Below are 16,314 nucleotides of genomic sequence, written 5' to 3' on the forward strand. Positions count from 1 at the left end.
GATGACAGATTTTGGGACCGAATATTATCATAAACTGATAAATAAGCCCCTGTTCCACCGTATTGTTCATGCAATACGGCATCCAAATTTTTACACGGTACCGGCCCTCCTGACCGGTTGACGGGTCAGGCGGTCGGGGCGGCACCCTTGTGGATCGAAATCTCCGTCCAGAGCGCCATGCAGGCCACGATCAAACCGACAATAACGAAGTTCAGCATCATCGCCGACATCATGGTCATACCCAGAACCCAGGGCGATACCACCAGCCAGATACCGAGTGCCGCGTCCAGCCATTCTTCCCATTCGGCAAAATTGGCAATGGCCGCAGCGGCCGATACGGCAATGATGACGCCGCAGGCATAGGCATTCCATTCAAAGATGCGGGTATGAGCGAAACCGAAAACCCAGGGCGAGGCAATCAGCCAAAGCCCGAGAATGAGGTTGATGCTGTCACGCCACTGGCTTTTCATGGCCGACCACATATCAGGTTTCTTTTCCATCAGTCTCTTTCCTTTCACCAAAGGAACGACACTCAAACCTCCAAGTGGAAAATTTTCTTTCCTGTTAAAGAATCTAGGTAGGTTTCTGTTGACTTCAACGGCTAAAAAATCATCCTTTGCGGCCCTCGTCGACGATTTACCAAACAGAGCCCATTCGCTATTCTGCGACGCCATGACAAAGCCCATCGAAACAAAACCCGCCGCCAAGAAAGTCACCCCCATGATGGTCCAGTATCTGGCCATCAAGGAACAGCACCCGGAATGCCTTCTGTTCTACCGGATGGGGGATTTTTACGAGCTGTTTTTCGATGATGCGGTCAAGGCCGCTGCGGCCCTGGACATCACCCTGACCAAACGTGGCCACCATGAAGGTGAGCAAATCCCCATGGCCGGGGTTCCGGTGCACGCCCATGACACCTATCTGGCGCGGCTGATTCGCAAAGGCTTCAAGGTTGCTGTCTGCGAACAGACGGAAGACCCGGCAGAGGCCAAGAAACGCGGGGCCAAATCCGTCGTCCGGCGCGAGGTTGTGCGCGTGGTCACCCCCGGCACCCTGACCGAAGACACGCTGCTGGACGCGCGGTCCAACAACTATCTTGCCGCCCTGGCAAAGGTGGGCCAGTCGCTGGCGCTGGCCTGGGCGGATATGTCGACCGGAGATTTCTTTGTCCAGCCGGCAACCGACGACAGCCTGGCCGCCATTCTGGCGCGGGTCCGGCCCGGTGAGCTCCTATGCCCGCAAAAGCTGATCGAACAGCCTGACCTCTATGACGTTTTCGCCGAATGGCAGTCTGTCCTGACGCCGCAACCGGATGCGCGTTTCGATTCCACCAACGCCGAGGCGCGCCTGAAGGAATTCTACGACGTCGCCTCGCTGGATGCCTATGGTGACTTCAACCGCGCGGAAGTTGCCGCGGCAGGCGCACTATTGGACTATGTGGAGCTGACCCAGGTCGGCCAGATGCCGCGCCTGGCGCGCCTTGCCCATGTGGCGCAGGGCGCGCTGATGGAAATCGACCAGGCGACGCGGCGCAACCTGGAACTGGTGCAGACGCTTTCCGGTGAACGCCAGGGCAGCCTTCTATCGGTCATCGACCATACTGTCACCGGTGCAGGCGCGCGCCTGCTGGCGACGCGGTTGTCATCCCCCCTGACCGACCCGGCGGCAATCAACGCCCGCCAGGATATGGTGCAGTTTTTCCGGGATGCAGACCTGATCCGCGAAGACCTGCGCCAGCTTTTGAAGGAAACACCGGACCTTGAGCGCGCGCTTGGGCGGCTGTCGCTTGGACGCGGCGGTCCCCGTGACCTGGCCGCGATCCGCGACGGATTGGCCGCCACCAAACGCGCCCGTGAAATCCTGAGCCAGGACGGTGAGGGCCTGCCCTCCGGCGTTCAGGTGGCCGAAACCGATCTTGGTCATCATGAGGTTCTGGTTGAAAAACTGGGTCGGGCCCTGCAGGACGACCTGCCCCTGATCACCCGTGACGGCAATTTCATCGCCGAGGGCTTCAACGCCCGGCTGGATGAGCTGCGGTCCATGGGCAGCGACGCCAAGAAGCTGTTGATGAACCTTCAGGTGAAATACCAGCAGGAAAGCGGCGTCGATAACCTGAAGGTCAAGCATAACAACGTGCTGGGCTATTTCCTGGAGGTCAGCGCCAAAAACGCCGACAAGCTGGGCGATCAGTTCATCCACCGCCAGACCATGTCCAACGCCATGCGCTATACCACGACCGAATTGTCGGAACTGGCACGCGACATTGTCGAGGCAAAAGACAAGGCCCAGGCTCTGGAACAGGAACTGTTTGAAGACCTGGCAACCGACGTGAAGGCCATGGCCGACGGCGTGGCGCTTGCCGCACACAGCCTGGCGGAACTGGACTGGGCAACGGGCCTGGCACAGCTTGCCCTTGATCAGGACTATTGCCGTCCGATTGTCGACCACAGCCTTGCCTTCCATATCGAAGGTGGCCGACATCCGGTCGTGGAACACGCCCTGCGCAAGTCCGGCAACACGGATTTCGTGCCCAACGACTGCGAATTGAACCCGGATCAGAAATTATGGCTGATCACTGGTCCGAACATGGCGGGTAAAAGTACCTTCCTGCGCCAGAATGCCCTGATCACGATCCTTGCCCAGATGGGCGGTTTCGTCCCGGCAACGGCCTGCCATATCGGGGTCGTCGACCGGTTGTTCAGCCGTGTCGGCGCCGCCGACGATCTGGCGCGCGGGCGGTCCACCTTCATGGTGGAAATGGTGGAAACCGCGACGATCCTCAATCAGGCGACCGACCGCAGCCTTGTCATCCTTGACGAAATCGGGCGAGGCACAGCAACCTTCGACGGCCTGTCGATCGCCTGGGCCTGCGTTGAACATCTGCATGAGGCCAACAAATCCCGTGCGTTGTTCGCAACCCATTACCACGAACTGACGGCCCTGACCGAACAACTGGCATCGCTGGTTTCCTATTCCATGCGGGTGAAGGAATGGCAGGGCGATGTCATCTTCCTGCATGAGGTGATGCGCGGGGCGGCAGACCGGTCCTACGGCATCCATGTGGCACGTCTGGCCGGATTGCCGAAACCTGTTGTGCAACGGGCAGAAGACGTCCTGCATACGTTGGAAAAAGGGGAACAGTCGGGTGCTGTGACACGATTGGTGGATGACCTGCCTCTGTTCCAGGCGATCCTCGACCAACCGGACCCCACTCCTGCGGAAGTCCCCGCCTCTGTCGTCGAGGATACCCTCAAGACAATCGATCCCGACGATCTGACGCCAAAACAGGCCCTGGACCGCCTCTATGAATTGAAAGCGCTGTTGAAGGACTAAATGCCTGTACCACGCCCTGATCAAGGGCAATGCAGACCAAACAGGGGTGATATCTGTTAAACTGGAAATATGCCCAATCAAACGCAGTTGAACCTGTCAGATGTAAAAGCAGCCCTCAGCTTCATAGGCCGGGGCAATGACAAGCCGGGAACAGAGGTTCTGCCCCTTCTGACCGGGCTGGCCGCACGCACGATAGCCAGCGACAAGACACTGCGGGGGCGGGTCGCACAGTCACGCTTTACAGAAATTCTGCTGCGCACGCTGACCACGCGCTTTGTCGTTCAAAACCGCGCGGTGGACGAACAACAGGTCGCCCGCATGATCTCCAGCGCCACGCGATTTCAGCACCTGTCCATCAAGGACCAGACCCATTACATCCCTGTTCACCTGGAATCCGTGCCCTCCGACGAGACCATCGAACTGGGGCCGGTTACCTTCCATCCCCTGGCTGCCTTTGCGACAACAGACCGCGCCCCAAAAAAAGACGTCGCCGCCTGGATCGGGCAGGCGGACCTGATTGCGGAGATTACCGTTCCTGCCTGTGAACCGGTCATGTCACGACGCCGCGCCGAACAGGCCGTCGCCCGCGCACGGGATATGATCCGCCTGCTCTCTGCCGAGGCCAGCCTCATGCCGGTTTCCCCCGACGCGGCGCATTCCCTGCCGTCTTGGACGATGGTGACCGGGGCCGTGCCTGCCGGTCTTCTGGAACAGGCAGGCAGCAGCCTGCGCTGTCTCGTGGAACCGGACGCTGTCTGGCCCCTGGCGGAACGCTTTTTGGACGCCGTTGGCTGGTATGCCATGGCAGCGCGGGAACCGGCGGAGGCGGCTGCAATCACGCTTTGGGTCAACGCCCTGGAACGTCTGACCATGACACGGGACCATGAACGCATAACGGATTGCGTCGCACGCCGGACCGCCCTTCTGGTCATGCGCGCGGATGAGGCCCTGGGCTATGAGGCGGGGCGCACCATGGCCGACAACCTCTATATGGTGCGATGCGGTCTGGTTCACGGGGCTCTGCGCCCCTTTGACGCCTCCCTGCCCGGCGAGCGTATCGAGGCGGAACGGATCACCCGCATGTCCCTGCTGGGCAGCCTGGCATTTTTCGGGGAAGTAGGCCTCTTGAGTACCCGGACGACAATCAAGAAGCTGGAAGATGCCTATGACGCCATGGAAAAACGGCTGCAATCACGGTAGTAATTGAGCAGGAACGCTGTTGCCTCCGATCAACTCTCAGGCTTTTTCATGAAAAACCTCAAGAACCGCCGCAAGATTATCAACCGTCAGGCCCTGCAGGAAGCACTGGAAGCCGTTCTGGATAAGGACCTTTCCACCCAGAAACGGCGCGCGGAATGGCTGTCGCTTTATAAACAGGCCCTGAATGACGGCTATGCCGAGGTAAAGCGGCGTTTCATGAAAGACCAGGACGGCGCGCTGGCAGTCCTCGGCAACGCCTATGTTATCGACCAGCTTATCCGCGCCATGTATCACATGGCCGCCCGGCATCTGTATCCTTCCGCCAACCCGACCAAGGCGGAAAAACTCTGCATCATCGCGGTTGGCGGCTATGGCCGTGGCGAACTGGCGCCGCAATCCGACGTCGATCTCCTGTTCCTGCATGCCTACAAGCTTTCGCCGCGGGTGGAACAGATCGTCGAGGATATCCTTTATCTGCTGTGGGATCTGGGCCTGAAAGTCGGCCAGTCCACCCGCTCACTCGACGAATGTATCCGTCAGGCAAAAAGCGATTGGACCATCTGCACCTCCATTCTTGAAGCCCGGTTCATCTGGGGAGAGAAGGCTCTGTTTACAGAGCTGCAAAAGCAATTCCGCAAACAGGTGATGGAAGGCCGGGAAAACGACTTTCTGGAAGCGAAACTTCACGAACGCGACGAACGGCACAACAAGATGGGGGACAGCCGTTATGTGCTGGAACCCAACATCAAGGACGGCAAAGGCGGTCTTCGCGACCTCCACACGCTGTATTGGATCACCAAATTCCTGTTCCAGGTCACCGATATCTCCGAATTGCCGGACAAGGGCAAACTGACCCAGTCGGAAGTCGAAGGCTTTACCAAGACACAGCAGTTCCTTTGGACACTGCGCTGTCACCTGCATTATCTGACCGGTCGCCCGGAAGACCGCCTGACCTTTGACGTACAGCCGGAACTGGCGCGCCTGATGGGTTATACGGACCATGCGGGTGCTACCGGCGTCGAGCGCTTCATGAAGCACTATTTCCTGATCGCCAAGGATGTCGGCAACCTGACCCGGATTTTCTGTGCCGCCTTCGAGGCCAATTCAAAGCGCCGCCGCCTGCTCGATCTGCCCAAACGGGTGTTCCGGCGCGATATCGAAGGCTTTCCGGTCGAAAGCGGCCGCCTGACGGTGGACGATGCAAGGCGTTTCGAGAAGAAACCGGTTGATATGCTGCGCATCTTCCGCGCCTCGCAGCGTCAAAATGTGGATATTCATCCCGATGCACTTCAGGCCATCACCCGCAAGCTCCGCTATCTGAATAAGAAAATCCAGAAAAGCCCGGAGGCAAACGCTGTCTTCCTCGACATCCTGACCGCGAAGGAAGACCCGGAAGTCACCCTGCGCCATATGAACGAATGCGGTTTGTTTGGCCGCTTCATGCCAGACTTTGGACGTGTCGTCGCGCAGATGCAGTATGACATGTACCATGTCTATACCACCGATGAGCATACGATCCGGGCCATCGGCATTTTGAACAGGATCGAAAATGGCAGACTGGCCAGCGACCATCCTGTTGCCAGCCAGATCATCGACAAGGTTCTCAGCCGCGAGGTCCTTTATGTCGCCGTCCTGCTGCATGATATCGCCAAGGGACGCGGCGGCGACCATTCCGTGCTGGGTGCGGACCTCGCCCGCAAGATTTGCCCGCGCCTGGGCCTCACCGATGAACAGAGCGAAACCGTGGCCTGGCTGGTGCTGCATCACCTGGCCATGTCGGAGACGGCCTTCAAACGGGATCTGGGGGACCCGAAGACGATCCAGGATTTTGTCGGTCTGGTTCAATCGCCGGAGCGCCTGCGCCTGCTGTTATGTCTGACGGTTGTGGATATCCGCGCCGTGGGGCCGAAGGTCTGGAACAACTGGAAGGCCACCCTGCTGCGGGAACTCTATTACCGGGCGGAAGACCTCATGTCCGGCGGCATGCTGGAGGAAGGCCGGGATATGCGGGCCGACGCGTTGCGGGACCAATTGCGGGAACGCCTTTCCCAATGGCCCCAGAATGACGTCGACGCCCATCTCAGCCGCGGCGGCACATCCTATTTCCTGTCCTACGACCTGGACAGCCTTGTGCGTCAGGCGGAGCTGATCCGCGTGGCACAGTCTCACGGTGAAGACCTGACCCTGGACGTTCTGGTGGACCGGGAAAAGGCCGTCACGGAACTGACCATCTACGCCCCCGACCATCCGGGCCTGTTCTCACGCCTGTCGGGTGCAGTCGCCGTCTGCGGCGCGTCGATTGTCGAGGCAAAAATCCACACCTTTAGCGACGGCATGGCGCTGGATACCTTCCTGATCCAGGATTCACATGGGGCAGCCTTCAAACACACCGGCCGCGCCAGCCCCCTGGAAGAAACCATCCGCAAGGTTCTCTCTGGCGAAATGCGCCCGCTTCAGGAGTTGGAAAAGCGTGCGCGTACAGGCTTGAAAAGCCGTACGGATGTTTTCACCGTCGCGCCGCGTGTGCTGATCGACAACAAGGCCTCCAACACACATACGGTCATCGAGGTCAACGGTCGCGACCGCCCCGGCCTGCTGTTCCAGCTTACCAGCACATTGACCCGTCTCGGGTTGCAGATCGGCAAGGCCAAGATTTCCACTTTCGGCGAACAGGTGGTCGACGTCTTCTATGTGAAAGATGTATTCGGCCTGAAAATCGACCATGAGAACAAGTTGAAGCAGATCAGGACCATGATGCTGGATGCGCTGAAGCAGAATGCAACCAGCAACAGAACCGGCAAGGCAGACAGGCGGGCAGCCGAATAAACTCAAACGCCCCCTATTTCTGTCGCCACAGCCCGGTCATCTGCAATTTTCAGCCTGCCTCCAATTATGCATTGGCCCGCTGCGTGAAACAGGTTAAGACGTCAGCAAACGATAGTAACGACTTGCGATACAATCTCGCGGACGCCACTTTGGTATTGTAATGAGCGTCATCAACACCCAACGCGGTCGGATTCGCGCGGTCCTGGGCCCCACGAATACCGGCAAGACCCATCTCGCCATCGAGCGGATGCTGGGCCATACCTCCGGCATGATCGGTTTCCCGTTGCGCCTGCTGGCGCGTGAAAACTATGACCGGATATGCAGGCTGAAGGGTGTTTCCTCCGTCGCACTTATCACAGGCGAAGAAAAGATCATCCCGGCCAATCCGCGCTGGTATGTCTGCACGGTGGAATCCATGCCACTGGACAAGATGGTCGAATTCCTGGCCGTCGACGAAATCCAGCTTTGCGCGGACCGCGACCGTGGCCATATCTTCACCGACCGCCTGCTCCATGCCCGCGGTTTGGAAGAAACAATGTTCCTGGGTGCAGATACCATCGCAGACCTGATCAAACTGCTGGTGCCGGACGCAGAGATCGAAAGCCGCCCGCGCTTTTCCACCCTTTCTTACGTCGGCTCCAAAAAACTGACCCGCCTGCCGCGCCGCTGTGCGGTCGTCGCCTTTTCCGTCAATGACGTCTATGCCCTGGCGGAGACCATTCGCCAGCATCGCGGCGGCACCGCCGTCGTGCTTGGTGCCTTGAGCCCGCGCACGCGCAATGCGCAGGTGGACATGTATCAGGCGGGCGAGGTTGATTATCTGGTCGCGACGGACGCCATCGGCATGGGTCTGAACATGGACGTGGACCATGTGGCCTTTGCCGCCACCCGGAAATATGACGGCCATGCCATGCGCCCGTTGAGCGCCGCCGAGGTCGGGCAGATCGGCGGACGCGCCGGGCGTCATATGAACGACGGTAGTTTCGGGGTTACCAACAATCTGCATGATTTCGACGAAGACCTGGTCGAAGCTGTCGAGAACCATGAGTTTCAGAAGATCACGCAAATCCAGTGGCGTAACCGCAGGCTGGACTTCCGCTCGCCCAAGCTTTTGATCCGAAGCCTGCAACATGGCTCCAGCCGCCGCGAACTGGTGCGCACCCGTGATGCGGAAGACCATCTGACGCTGCTGTCCCTCATGCGCAATGAAGAGGTCATGCAGCGTGCCGATGGCACTCGGCGCATGCAGATGCTGTGGGACCTGTGCCAGGTCCCCGACTTTCGCAAGGTCACCCCGGATCATCACGCGGAACTGGTCGGCGATCTCTTCATACAGCTTTGCGACCATGGACGCATACCCGACGACTTCCTCGCCGGGCGCATCAATCGCCTCGACAAGACAGAAGGCGATATCGACATGCTGACCCAGCGGCTGGCCTATATCCGGACCTGGGCCTATGTGGCGAACCGGCAGAACTGGCTGCGCGACGCGGTTCACTGGCAGGAACGCACCCGCGCCATTGAGGACATGATATCGGATGCGCTGCACGACCGGTTGATGCAGCGCTTCGTCGACAAACGCGCGACAGCGCTCAACCGAAAAGGCAAGGATACGCCTGCCTTGTTTACCGCCATAGGCAAGGACAATCAGGTTCTGGTCGAAGGCCATATCGTCGGCCGCATCACCGGTTTCCGTTTTCAGCCGGACCGCGCCCGCGACGCCCGCGAGGCCAAGGCCCTGCACACCGCAGCCGCCCCGGCCTTCGCCCAGGAAATGGCCGACCGTGTTGCAAGGCTGGAAAAAGCCGAGGACAAGGACATTCATCTCACCGCCCAAGGCATCATAAGCTGGGGTGAAATTGAGATCGCACGGCTGCGGAAAGGTCGTAACCTGCTGGAACCCTCCGTGGAACTCACCCCCAATGATATTGCCGACGGCGGCCTGCAGGCCCGCATCGTCACCCGCCTGGAAAAATGGCTGCAGGCCTATCTGGCGGACAGGCTGCGCATCCTGATCGCGCCAAAGACGGACAAGATGTCGCCACCCGCCAGGGGATTGCTGTTCCAGCTTCGTGAGGGGCTGGGCAGTTGCCGGGCAGATCAGGCGCGGGAACAGACCGGCAGCCTGACCGAAGAAGATCGCATCCTTTTTGCCAAGATGGGCCTCAGGATGGGCCGGGACTGGATTTATCTGGAGCGCCTTTTGAAACCCGCCGCGATCCGGCTGCGGGCAATTCTTTGGGCTGCCTTCCACGATGTTGAGCTTCCCGCGATCCCGGCAAAACAGCGTTTCTCCCTGCCCGGCGATATGGCAACGACCGACGCCTGGGCCCATCTGGGATATGGTCTGATCGGCCCGGTTGCCCTGCGTCAGGACAGGGTTGAGCGTTTCTCTGCGATGTTGCGGAAACTGGCAAAGACCTCGCCTTTTACCATCCCGCCCGAAATGATGCAGATCACCGGCTGCACGGAAACCGACGTCCGGAATCTGTTGCGTGGCATGGGTGGAAAACGCGACAAAGAGACTGGCGAATGGTCGCTGCATGTCAAGGGACGCAAGCGACGCAAAAATGTCACATTTCAGACAAAAGATAACCACGGCGCGAAAGGAAAGATAAAACGACATAGTAGAAAATCGAAATCTATGTCAGAATCAGACTCGCCGTTTGCAGCATTAAAAGGGTTGCTGGACAAACAATGAGTAATGAAACGCAGGAAAAACTGCGTGTCGACAAATGGCTGTGGTACGCACGTTTCTTCAAGACGCGCACGCTCGCTGCGACGATGGTTTCCGGCGGCCATATGCGCATCAACAGACAACCCGCCCGCAAACCCGGCACAACCGTCAAGGTCGGGGATATCCTGACCTTTCCCCAAGGCCCTCATATCCGTGTCATCGAAATCGTCGCCCTGGCGGACCGTCGTGGTCCGGCGCCGGAGGCACAGCAGTTGTATGAGGACCTGGATCCCCCTCAACCCAAACCAAAAAACGAAACACCCGAAGCGGCCTTGCGTGAAAAGGGAGCTGGTCGCCCCACGAAAAAAGAACGCCGTGAAACGGATCGGCTAAAAAGCGTTTTCTAAGGAGTAAGAAGGCAGATGTGGTCCAAAATTCGAAAATTCCTCTTCATCGGATATGGTGAATCCGATTCCGGGGCAAAACAGCATTCTCTCGACGAATTGTATATCGCCGCCGCCGCCTTGATGGTGGAAGCGGCCCTGCTGGATGGCGAGCTGGATGACGATGAACGTGCAACAATCGTTGCCGCCTGCAAAAGCCATTTCAGCATTGACTGCGAGACCGCACATAAATTGTTGGACGAGGCAGTCATACGGCAGGAAAACGCTGTGGACATCCACAGCTTCGTCAACAAATTTGCGCCGAAATTCGACCATGACGAACGATTGAAGATCGTCGAGATGCTATGGGAAGTGGTCTATGCGGACGGGGAACTGCACCCCTATGAAGCAAACCTGCTGCGCCGTGTTTCCGGGTTGCTGGGCATCAAGGACCAGGAAAGCGGTGACGTTCGCAAATCCGTTTTGAACCGTCAGGCCCCCGCGGGCGCGTAACAGACGCCCGTCAATCGGTTTCCAATCCCTTCGGGCCGGTGCCTGCCTCACCGGTCCGAAGCGGAATCAGCAAACCCAATCCCAGCGCCAGAAAGACCAGGATGGTCACCATGCCGAGGCGCTGGCTATCGAAAACGCTTGTCACCCAGGCCAGGACCAATGGCCCCAGAAACGCCGTCGCCTTGCCCGACAGGGCGTAAAGCCCAAAGAACTCCGAACGCAAGGCCTCCGGCGTCAGACGCGCCATCAGGGACCGGCTCGCGGCCTGGGACGGGCCAATGAATGTTCCCACAATGATGCCAACGGTCCAGAAGACCGTTTTGCTTTCGGTCGTGAAGGCGATTGTGCCGAGCAGGATCAACGCCACCAGGGAAATCACCAGAACCGTCTTGCCCCCCCATTTGTCGTCCAGAAAGGCGAAAAGCGCCGCGCCCAGTCCGGCAGTTACATTCAGGGCGATACCGAACATGATCACCTCCGACAGCTTCATCCCGAAGGCGCCCGCCGCAAAAATTCCGCCAAAGGCAAAAAGCGTATTCAGCCCGTCGGTATAGATCATGCGCGCCAAAAGGAACAAAAACGCCGTGCGATAGGTGCGATAGTGGCGGAAGGTGGAAAACAGGCTTCTGACGCCCGACTTCACAGCAATACCCATTGGCTGTGTGGCACGCGGCTTTTCCCTGACAAACAGAAAGGTTGGCAGGCAGAAAACAGCAAACCACAGGGCGACCAGAATGGTGGTCGCGCGGACATGAGCCGCCCCTTCCTTGGTAATGCCGAACAGGGGTGTGTCGGTCTGCACGAAACCGAACAAGGCAATGACCAGCGCACAAAGCCCCCCCAGATAACCAAGCCCCCAGCCCCATCCGGAGATGCGCCCGTAATAGTCCGGGCTTGCCACATCGGGCAGCATGGCATTGTAAAACACCATCCCCAGTTCAAAGCCGATCGTCGCCACGATTATCCCCGCCACAGCGATTGGAATGGCGCTCTCATCCGGGGTCACGAACCACAGCGATGCGGTCGCCACCATGCAAAGAACCGAAAAGACCGCCAGCCACGCCTTGCGGCCACCGCTGAAATCCGCGATTGCACCACAGACCGGGGCCAGAACCGCAATCAGGATCGCCGCAGTCGCCATGGCATTGCCCCAGATCGCCTGACCGCTGACCGGGTTTTCTGCAACAGCCGTGGTAAAATAGGTGGCAAAGACAAAGGTTGTGATGACGGTGGGAAACGCGGAATTCGCCAGATCATAGAGGCACCAGGAAATGGTTCCGCGCTTTTCATAGGCCATTGCGTGACTGCCCCTGTCTGATATCGTTGTCATTACCCAGGCGCAGCCTATTGAAAATTTTGATAAAGAGGAAGGCTCAACATGATCGTCTCCACCACCGATTCCATCGAAGGAAAACGCATTGTCGCCTATCATGGTATTGTCAGTGGCGAAACCATCTTCGGCGCGAATGTCTTCCGCGACTTCTTCGCAGGCATCCGCGACCTTGTCGGCGGGCGCTCCGGCTCATACGAAAAGGTCCTGAGCGAAGGCAAGGAAACCGCGATCGAAGACATGGTCGCCCGTGCGGAACAGGCCGGCGCCAACGCGGTAATCGGATGCGACCTGGACTATGAAGCCATCGGCCAGAACAGCTCGATGTTGATGGTTGTCGCCAGCGGCACCGCCGTCACCGTTGAATAATCCGGTTCCGTCCTAGCCTGAAAAGGACATCAGGGCGGCGGCGAGAATTCGCCCGCCGCCTTTTTCCTGCAGCAGGACCGCACAGCCGCCATCCCCTGGCACCTGTTCATTTGACAGCGCCAGGTCCATGGCCCCGCCCTTCCAACTGCCGACCGTATCCAGGGACCGGACCACATGGGCGTTGGTCATCGTGCGGCCCGCATTTTCCCCCCGTTTCACTTTGGTTTCATGCTTTTTGTCAAAGCTGACCAGAACGATATCAAAGGAACGCGGCGCATCGGGCCCGTCAATTGATACCGCAACACCATTATCCCCATGGGTCAGTGTTACCGACGGGGTAAAATCAAGCTTGTCCTGCCGCGCCAGCTTGATCGCCATTTCCACCGCCGAGCGCTTGGACCCGATTTCATGACGCCAGCCATCAATCACCATTTGCGGGGTGTAGACATATCTCTGCTCCAGATTGGCCGCATAGCGACGCTGACGGTTTGTAAAGGCAGGCTTCGCAAAGGGATCAGCCCAACCAATGTAATCCCAGTAATCAACGTGGAATTCCAACGCGACGATATCGTCCCGCCGTGCCAGTTCCTGTAGGTAGGCATCGGCGGGCGGGCAACTGTTGCAACCCTGACTGGTAAACAACTCAACAACCACGGCTGATTGTGTGGCGGACCCCGCCAATGCCCCGCCGGGAAAGTTCGCGACGGCCATAGCAGCAAAGATCAGGGCGTAAAGGATGTTCGTCTTTTTCATGACATGACAATAGAAAGTCTCGCACTGCAGAACCAATCAAGCGATATCAACTTGAAGTGATGGATTTAGATTGAATTGCGAGGCTCCGGGACTAAGGTAGCGATGTAAGATCAAAACACGCGGCCAACATGCGCATTTCAATCAGAACACTTCTGCTATTCGGCTTCGGCGGCCTGACCCTGGTCGGGATTGGCATTATCCTGTCCCTTGGTTTTGTAACCGCCACGCGAAACACCTTCAGCCTGTATGCGCAAATGTCGAAAGACTTCATCGACACCATCAGCGATGAAGTCGAAGCCGAATTCAACCTTGTTCAAACACAAGGGGAATGGATGCGCCAAGCCTTCGAATCGGGCCGCATCCAGGTTGATGACTATAACGCCCTTGAAGATTTCCTCGATGGCTCGATGGCTGCAACCCCGGCGGTCATGGGAACCGTCCTGGTCACCGACGACAAACGTCAACGCCGTTTCGCCCGACAGTTCCCTCATCTGGTTTTGAGCAACGTACCGGAAAAAGAGTATGACCGGGAATGGAAAGTGCAGTTTCAAAGCGCTCAAAAAGCTGCGTGGAGCCAACCGGTTTGGATCGAGGAACTGCAGGAAACGGTCCTCAATCTACGGACGCCTCTGACACTTCCGGACGGTAGGCGTGCAATGATCATCCAGGTCGTGACCGTTTCAAAACTTTCTGAAATTCTGGGCTCGCTGGATTTCGAATTCGATTCCAGTCCCTTCATCCTCTATGGGTCGGAATATGTGCTGGCGCATCCGAAAATGCACGCCGACCCGGCGTTACGGGATCAAGCGATCCCCCTGCCCCGTGTTGCCGACTATAGCGACCCGATTCTGGCAAAGTTTGAGACCAGGCAACCCCTGGACGGGATGAGCAAACCCCGGGGGCCAAACGACAAACGGGTGGAATTGCGCCAGTCAAAGAACCAGAAGGATGAAAATGTCATCTTCGTCAACGATCAGAACTATGAAGTCAGTATCGTCGACGTGGATTCGCAGAACGAGCAGGAATATGTCTTCATTCACCGGGTTATCAACGGCTATTCCGACCGGCCCATCGTTGTCGGCGCTTATTTCAACAACCAAAGTACCAACCGTGAAATCCGCCGCCTGATTGGGTCATTCGCAGTATCCCTCGGTGTGCTTGTCATCACAGTCGGGGGCGCCCTTTTCATCGGCAGGAGGGTGGGTCGCCCGATCATGCAGCTTGCGGCTGCCGCCCAGAAACTCCGCGACGGTCATCTGAACGATGTACCTCATGTGAACCCCAGCCGGATTCTGGAACTGCGCGCTGCCGCCAAGGCCTTCAACGCCATGCTGAATGGCCTGCGCGAACAGGAGCGGATGCGGAATCTCTTCGGCAAGATGGTCCCGCGACGGGTCGCCGAACAGATGCTCAACAGTCCGGCAGGTCTTGCCCCGCAATCAGCCACAGCCACAGTTCTCTTCTGCGATATCAAGGACTTCACCGCATTATCGGAAATGTCCCAACCGGTGGAGATCATCGACATACTCAACGCCTATTTCACGAAAATGGTCAGCATCATCGAGGCGCATAACGGCATTATCACACAGTTCCAGGGCGACGCCATCCTGGCGGTATTCAATGTGCCGCTGCCGGACGAAAAACACGCCGAAAACGCCATTCGCGCCGCATTGGAAATGCTGGAAGCCGTTCGCACGGAAACATTCTGCGGGAAAAAGCTGGCCTGCCGGATAGGCGTCAACACCGGCCCGCTTGTCGCCGGTAATGTCGGGGCCGACAGCCGCATGAATTATACTGTCCACGGGGATGCCGTGAACACGGCCTCCCGCCTGGAGCAGCTAAACAAGGACCATGGGACCGTGCTTCTTGTCTCGGAGACAACACAGGACCTGGCCCAAATGCCCGACCTCACCGAGATCGGCAGTGTCACCCTGCGCGGCAAGCAAAAGCCGGTACGTATCTACACAAACGCGCCACAGGAGCGGACCTAGCTACACAGGTTGCTTCCTATGGCGGCGGACTGTCTTTCCCTGGCGGTTGATATAGTAGATCGCGCCCAGGACCATCAGGGCCCCCAGGCCGGTCTGCAGGGTCATGCCTTCGTTGAAAAGCAGGATGCTGTAGAAAACCCCGAATATCGGCGTCAGGACATAAAAGGGCATGACCATGGCTACCGGATAGCGTTTGAGCAGGGCAAACATGCTGACATGCCCCAACACGCTGACGCCAATTGCCGCATGAACAACCATTGCCCAATCCAGCCATTCGGCAGTCCGCAACGCCTTGATCTGCCCGCTTTCAAAGGTTAGAGACAGCGCCAGCATGACCGGTCCGGAAAGAACCGCCATCCAGGCGTTCATCACCCGCGCATCCAGGTCCTTCAACCCCCTGGAGAGCACCGTACTTGCGCCATAGGCCAGTGCCATGATCGCACACCAGAACAACGCATCAAGCGAGTTCAGCAGGGATGGGTCAAAGGCGATAACAACGATACCGCCAAATGCTACGGCAATCGCGACCAGAACGGTCAACCGAACCGGTTCCTTCAGGAAGATAAACCCCAGTAACACCGCAAAAGGCACGCTAAGCTGTGTTCCGATCACGATCGGCGATACAGTCGCCGCAAGGCTTAACGCCTGATACATTGCCGCGAAAACGGCAACCCCCATCATCATGGAAAACAGCAACAGATACGGCCATTGGTGTTTCCTCACCGCCCGGAAGCGTAAAAAGGGCAACAGGGCCAGCGAGACCAGTCCGGCACGCAATGCGACAAAAAGATAGGGCGGAAAGTGGTCCACCCCCACCTTACCCAAGGCATAGGCGCTGCCAAACAGCGCATTGATCGCGATAACAGCCAGAAGGTGGACAGGTTGCATGGCGGAACTCCCCTTTTTCCTTCACCTATCCTCAATTGCCCTCCTCGGCAA

At 58.1% G+C, this 16,314-nt stretch carries 12 protein-coding genes; 8 read left to right on the forward strand and 4 right to left on the reverse strand.

All coding sequences use genetic code 11. From position 1 onward, the window contains the following. Positions 1-125: 125 nt before the first annotated feature. The gene (locus tag IF205_RS00665; RefSeq protein WP_259781358.1) at positions 126-500 is read right to left on the reverse strand and encodes an SPW repeat protein; all 375 of its coding nucleotides are present in this window, start codon (positions 498-500) and stop codon (positions 126-128) included. A gap of 172 nt (positions 501-672) precedes the next feature. Here IF205_RS00665 and mutS point away from each other — a divergent pair, with 172 nt between their 5' ends. From mutS to IF205_RS00695, 6 genes are all read left to right on the forward strand, one after another. Then, the gene (gene mutS, locus IF205_RS00670; RefSeq protein ID WP_259781359.1) at positions 673-3,333 is read left to right on the forward strand and encodes a DNA mismatch repair protein MutS; all 2,661 of its coding nucleotides are present in this window, start codon (positions 673-675) and stop codon (positions 3,331-3,333) included. Positions 3,334-3,402: 69 nt separating this feature from the next. Further along, a complete protein-coding gene (locus IF205_RS00675) occupies positions 3,403-4,533 on the forward strand; it encodes a hypothetical protein (protein ID WP_259781360.1) in 1,131 nt (376 codons plus the stop codon). Positions 4,534-4,581: 48 nt separating this feature from the next. Continuing rightward, positions 4,582-7,359 (forward strand): [protein-PII] uridylyltransferase, encoded by a 2,778-nt coding sequence (locus IF205_RS00680; RefSeq protein ID WP_259781361.1) that lies wholly within the window; start codon positions 4,582-4,584, stop codon positions 7,357-7,359. Between the two features lie 160 nt (positions 7,360-7,519). Then, entirely contained in the window at positions 7,520-10,060 is a 2,541-nt protein-coding gene (locus IF205_RS00685) for a helicase-related protein (RefSeq protein ID WP_259781362.1), read from the forward strand. Next, positions 10,057-10,443, forward strand: coding sequence for an Hsp15 family ribosome-associated heat shock protein (locus IF205_RS00690; protein WP_259781363.1), 387 nt, complete (start codon positions 10,057-10,059; stop codon positions 10,441-10,443). The genes IF205_RS00685 and IF205_RS00690 overlap by 4 nt, the downstream gene beginning before the upstream one ends. Before the next feature lie 15 nt (positions 10,444-10,458). Further along, positions 10,459-10,932 (forward strand): tellurite resistance TerB family protein, encoded by a 474-nt coding sequence (locus IF205_RS00695; protein ID WP_259781364.1) that lies wholly within the window; start codon positions 10,459-10,461, stop codon positions 10,930-10,932. Positions 10,933-10,942: 10 nt separating this feature from the next. Here IF205_RS00695 and IF205_RS00700 read toward each other — a convergent pair whose 3' ends face one another. Continuing rightward, positions 10,943-12,262 (reverse strand): MFS transporter, encoded by a 1,320-nt coding sequence (locus tag IF205_RS00700; protein ID WP_259781365.1) that lies wholly within the window; start codon positions 12,260-12,262, stop codon positions 10,943-10,945. A 48-nt stretch (positions 12,263-12,310) separates the two neighbouring features. On the opposite strand from IF205_RS00700, the gene IF205_RS00705 reads away from it, so the two are divergent. Next, positions 12,311-12,631 (forward strand): YbjQ family protein, encoded by a 321-nt coding sequence (locus IF205_RS00705; RefSeq protein WP_259781366.1) that lies wholly within the window; start codon positions 12,311-12,313, stop codon positions 12,629-12,631. Between the two features lie 12 nt (positions 12,632-12,643). Here IF205_RS00705 and IF205_RS00710 read toward each other — a convergent pair whose 3' ends face one another. Beyond that, positions 12,644-13,384: a DUF1223 domain-containing protein gene (locus IF205_RS00710; protein WP_259781367.1), complete on the reverse strand. Its 741-nt coding sequence runs from the start codon at positions 13,382-13,384 to the stop codon at positions 12,644-12,646. A gap of 128 nt (positions 13,385-13,512) precedes the next feature. On the opposite strand from IF205_RS00710, the gene IF205_RS00715 reads away from it, so the two are divergent. After that, positions 13,513-15,375, forward strand: a complete 1,863-nt coding sequence (locus IF205_RS00715) for an adenylate/guanylate cyclase domain-containing protein (protein ID WP_259781368.1) — start codon at positions 13,513-13,515, stop codon at positions 15,373-15,375. On the opposite strand, the gene IF205_RS00720 is transcribed toward IF205_RS00715, so the two are convergent. Next, on the reverse strand, positions 15,376-16,263 hold the full coding sequence (locus IF205_RS00720; protein WP_259781369.1) for a DMT family transporter: 888 nt from the start codon (positions 16,261-16,263) through the stop codon (positions 15,376-15,378). Positions 16,264-16,314 lie beyond the last annotated feature (51 nt).

Source organism: Aestuariispira ectoiniformans (assembly GCF_025136295.1).
Classification (GTDB): Bacteria; Pseudomonadota; Alphaproteobacteria; order UBA8366; family Aestuariispiraceae; genus Aestuariispira_A; species Aestuariispira_A ectoiniformans.

Excerpts from the sequence above, each read along its gene's own strand:
- IF205_RS00710 (WP_259781367.1), bottom strand. The coding sequence starts at position 13,384 with ATGAAAAAGACGAACATCCTTTACGCCCTGATCTTTGCTGCTATGGCC.
- IF205_RS00680 (WP_259781361.1), top strand. The coding sequence starts at position 4,582 with ATGAAAAACCTCAAGAACCGCCGCAAGATTATCAACCGTCAGGCCCTG.
- IF205_RS00675 (WP_259781360.1), top strand. The coding sequence starts at position 3,403 with ATGCCCAATCAAACGCAGTTGAACCTGTCAGATGTAAAAGCAGCCCTC.
- IF205_RS00720 (WP_259781369.1), bottom strand. The coding sequence starts at position 16,263 with ATGCAACCTGTCCACCTTCTGGCTGTTATCGCGATCAATGCGCTGTTT.
- mutS (WP_259781359.1), top strand. The coding sequence starts at position 673 with ATGACAAAGCCCATCGAAACAAAACCCGCCGCCAAGAAAGTCACCCCC.
- IF205_RS00695 (WP_259781364.1), top strand. The coding sequence starts at position 10,459 with ATGTGGTCCAAAATTCGAAAATTCCTCTTCATCGGATATGGTGAATCC.
- IF205_RS00700 (WP_259781365.1), bottom strand. The coding sequence starts at position 12,262 with ATGACAACGATATCAGACAGGGGCAGTCACGCAATGGCCTATGAAAAG.
- IF205_RS00665 (WP_259781358.1), bottom strand. The coding sequence starts at position 500 with ATGGAAAAGAAACCTGATATGTGGTCGGCCATGAAAAGCCAGTGGCGT.
- IF205_RS00715 (WP_259781368.1), top strand. The coding sequence starts at position 13,513 with ATGCGCATTTCAATCAGAACACTTCTGCTATTCGGCTTCGGCGGCCTG.
- IF205_RS00685 (WP_259781362.1), top strand. The coding sequence starts at position 7,520 with ATGAGCGTCATCAACACCCAACGCGGTCGGATTCGCGCGGTCCTGGGC.
- IF205_RS00690 (WP_259781363.1), top strand. The coding sequence starts at position 10,057 with ATGAGTAATGAAACGCAGGAAAAACTGCGTGTCGACAAATGGCTGTGG.
- IF205_RS00705 (WP_259781366.1), top strand. The coding sequence starts at position 12,311 with ATGATCGTCTCCACCACCGATTCCATCGAAGGAAAACGCATTGTCGCC.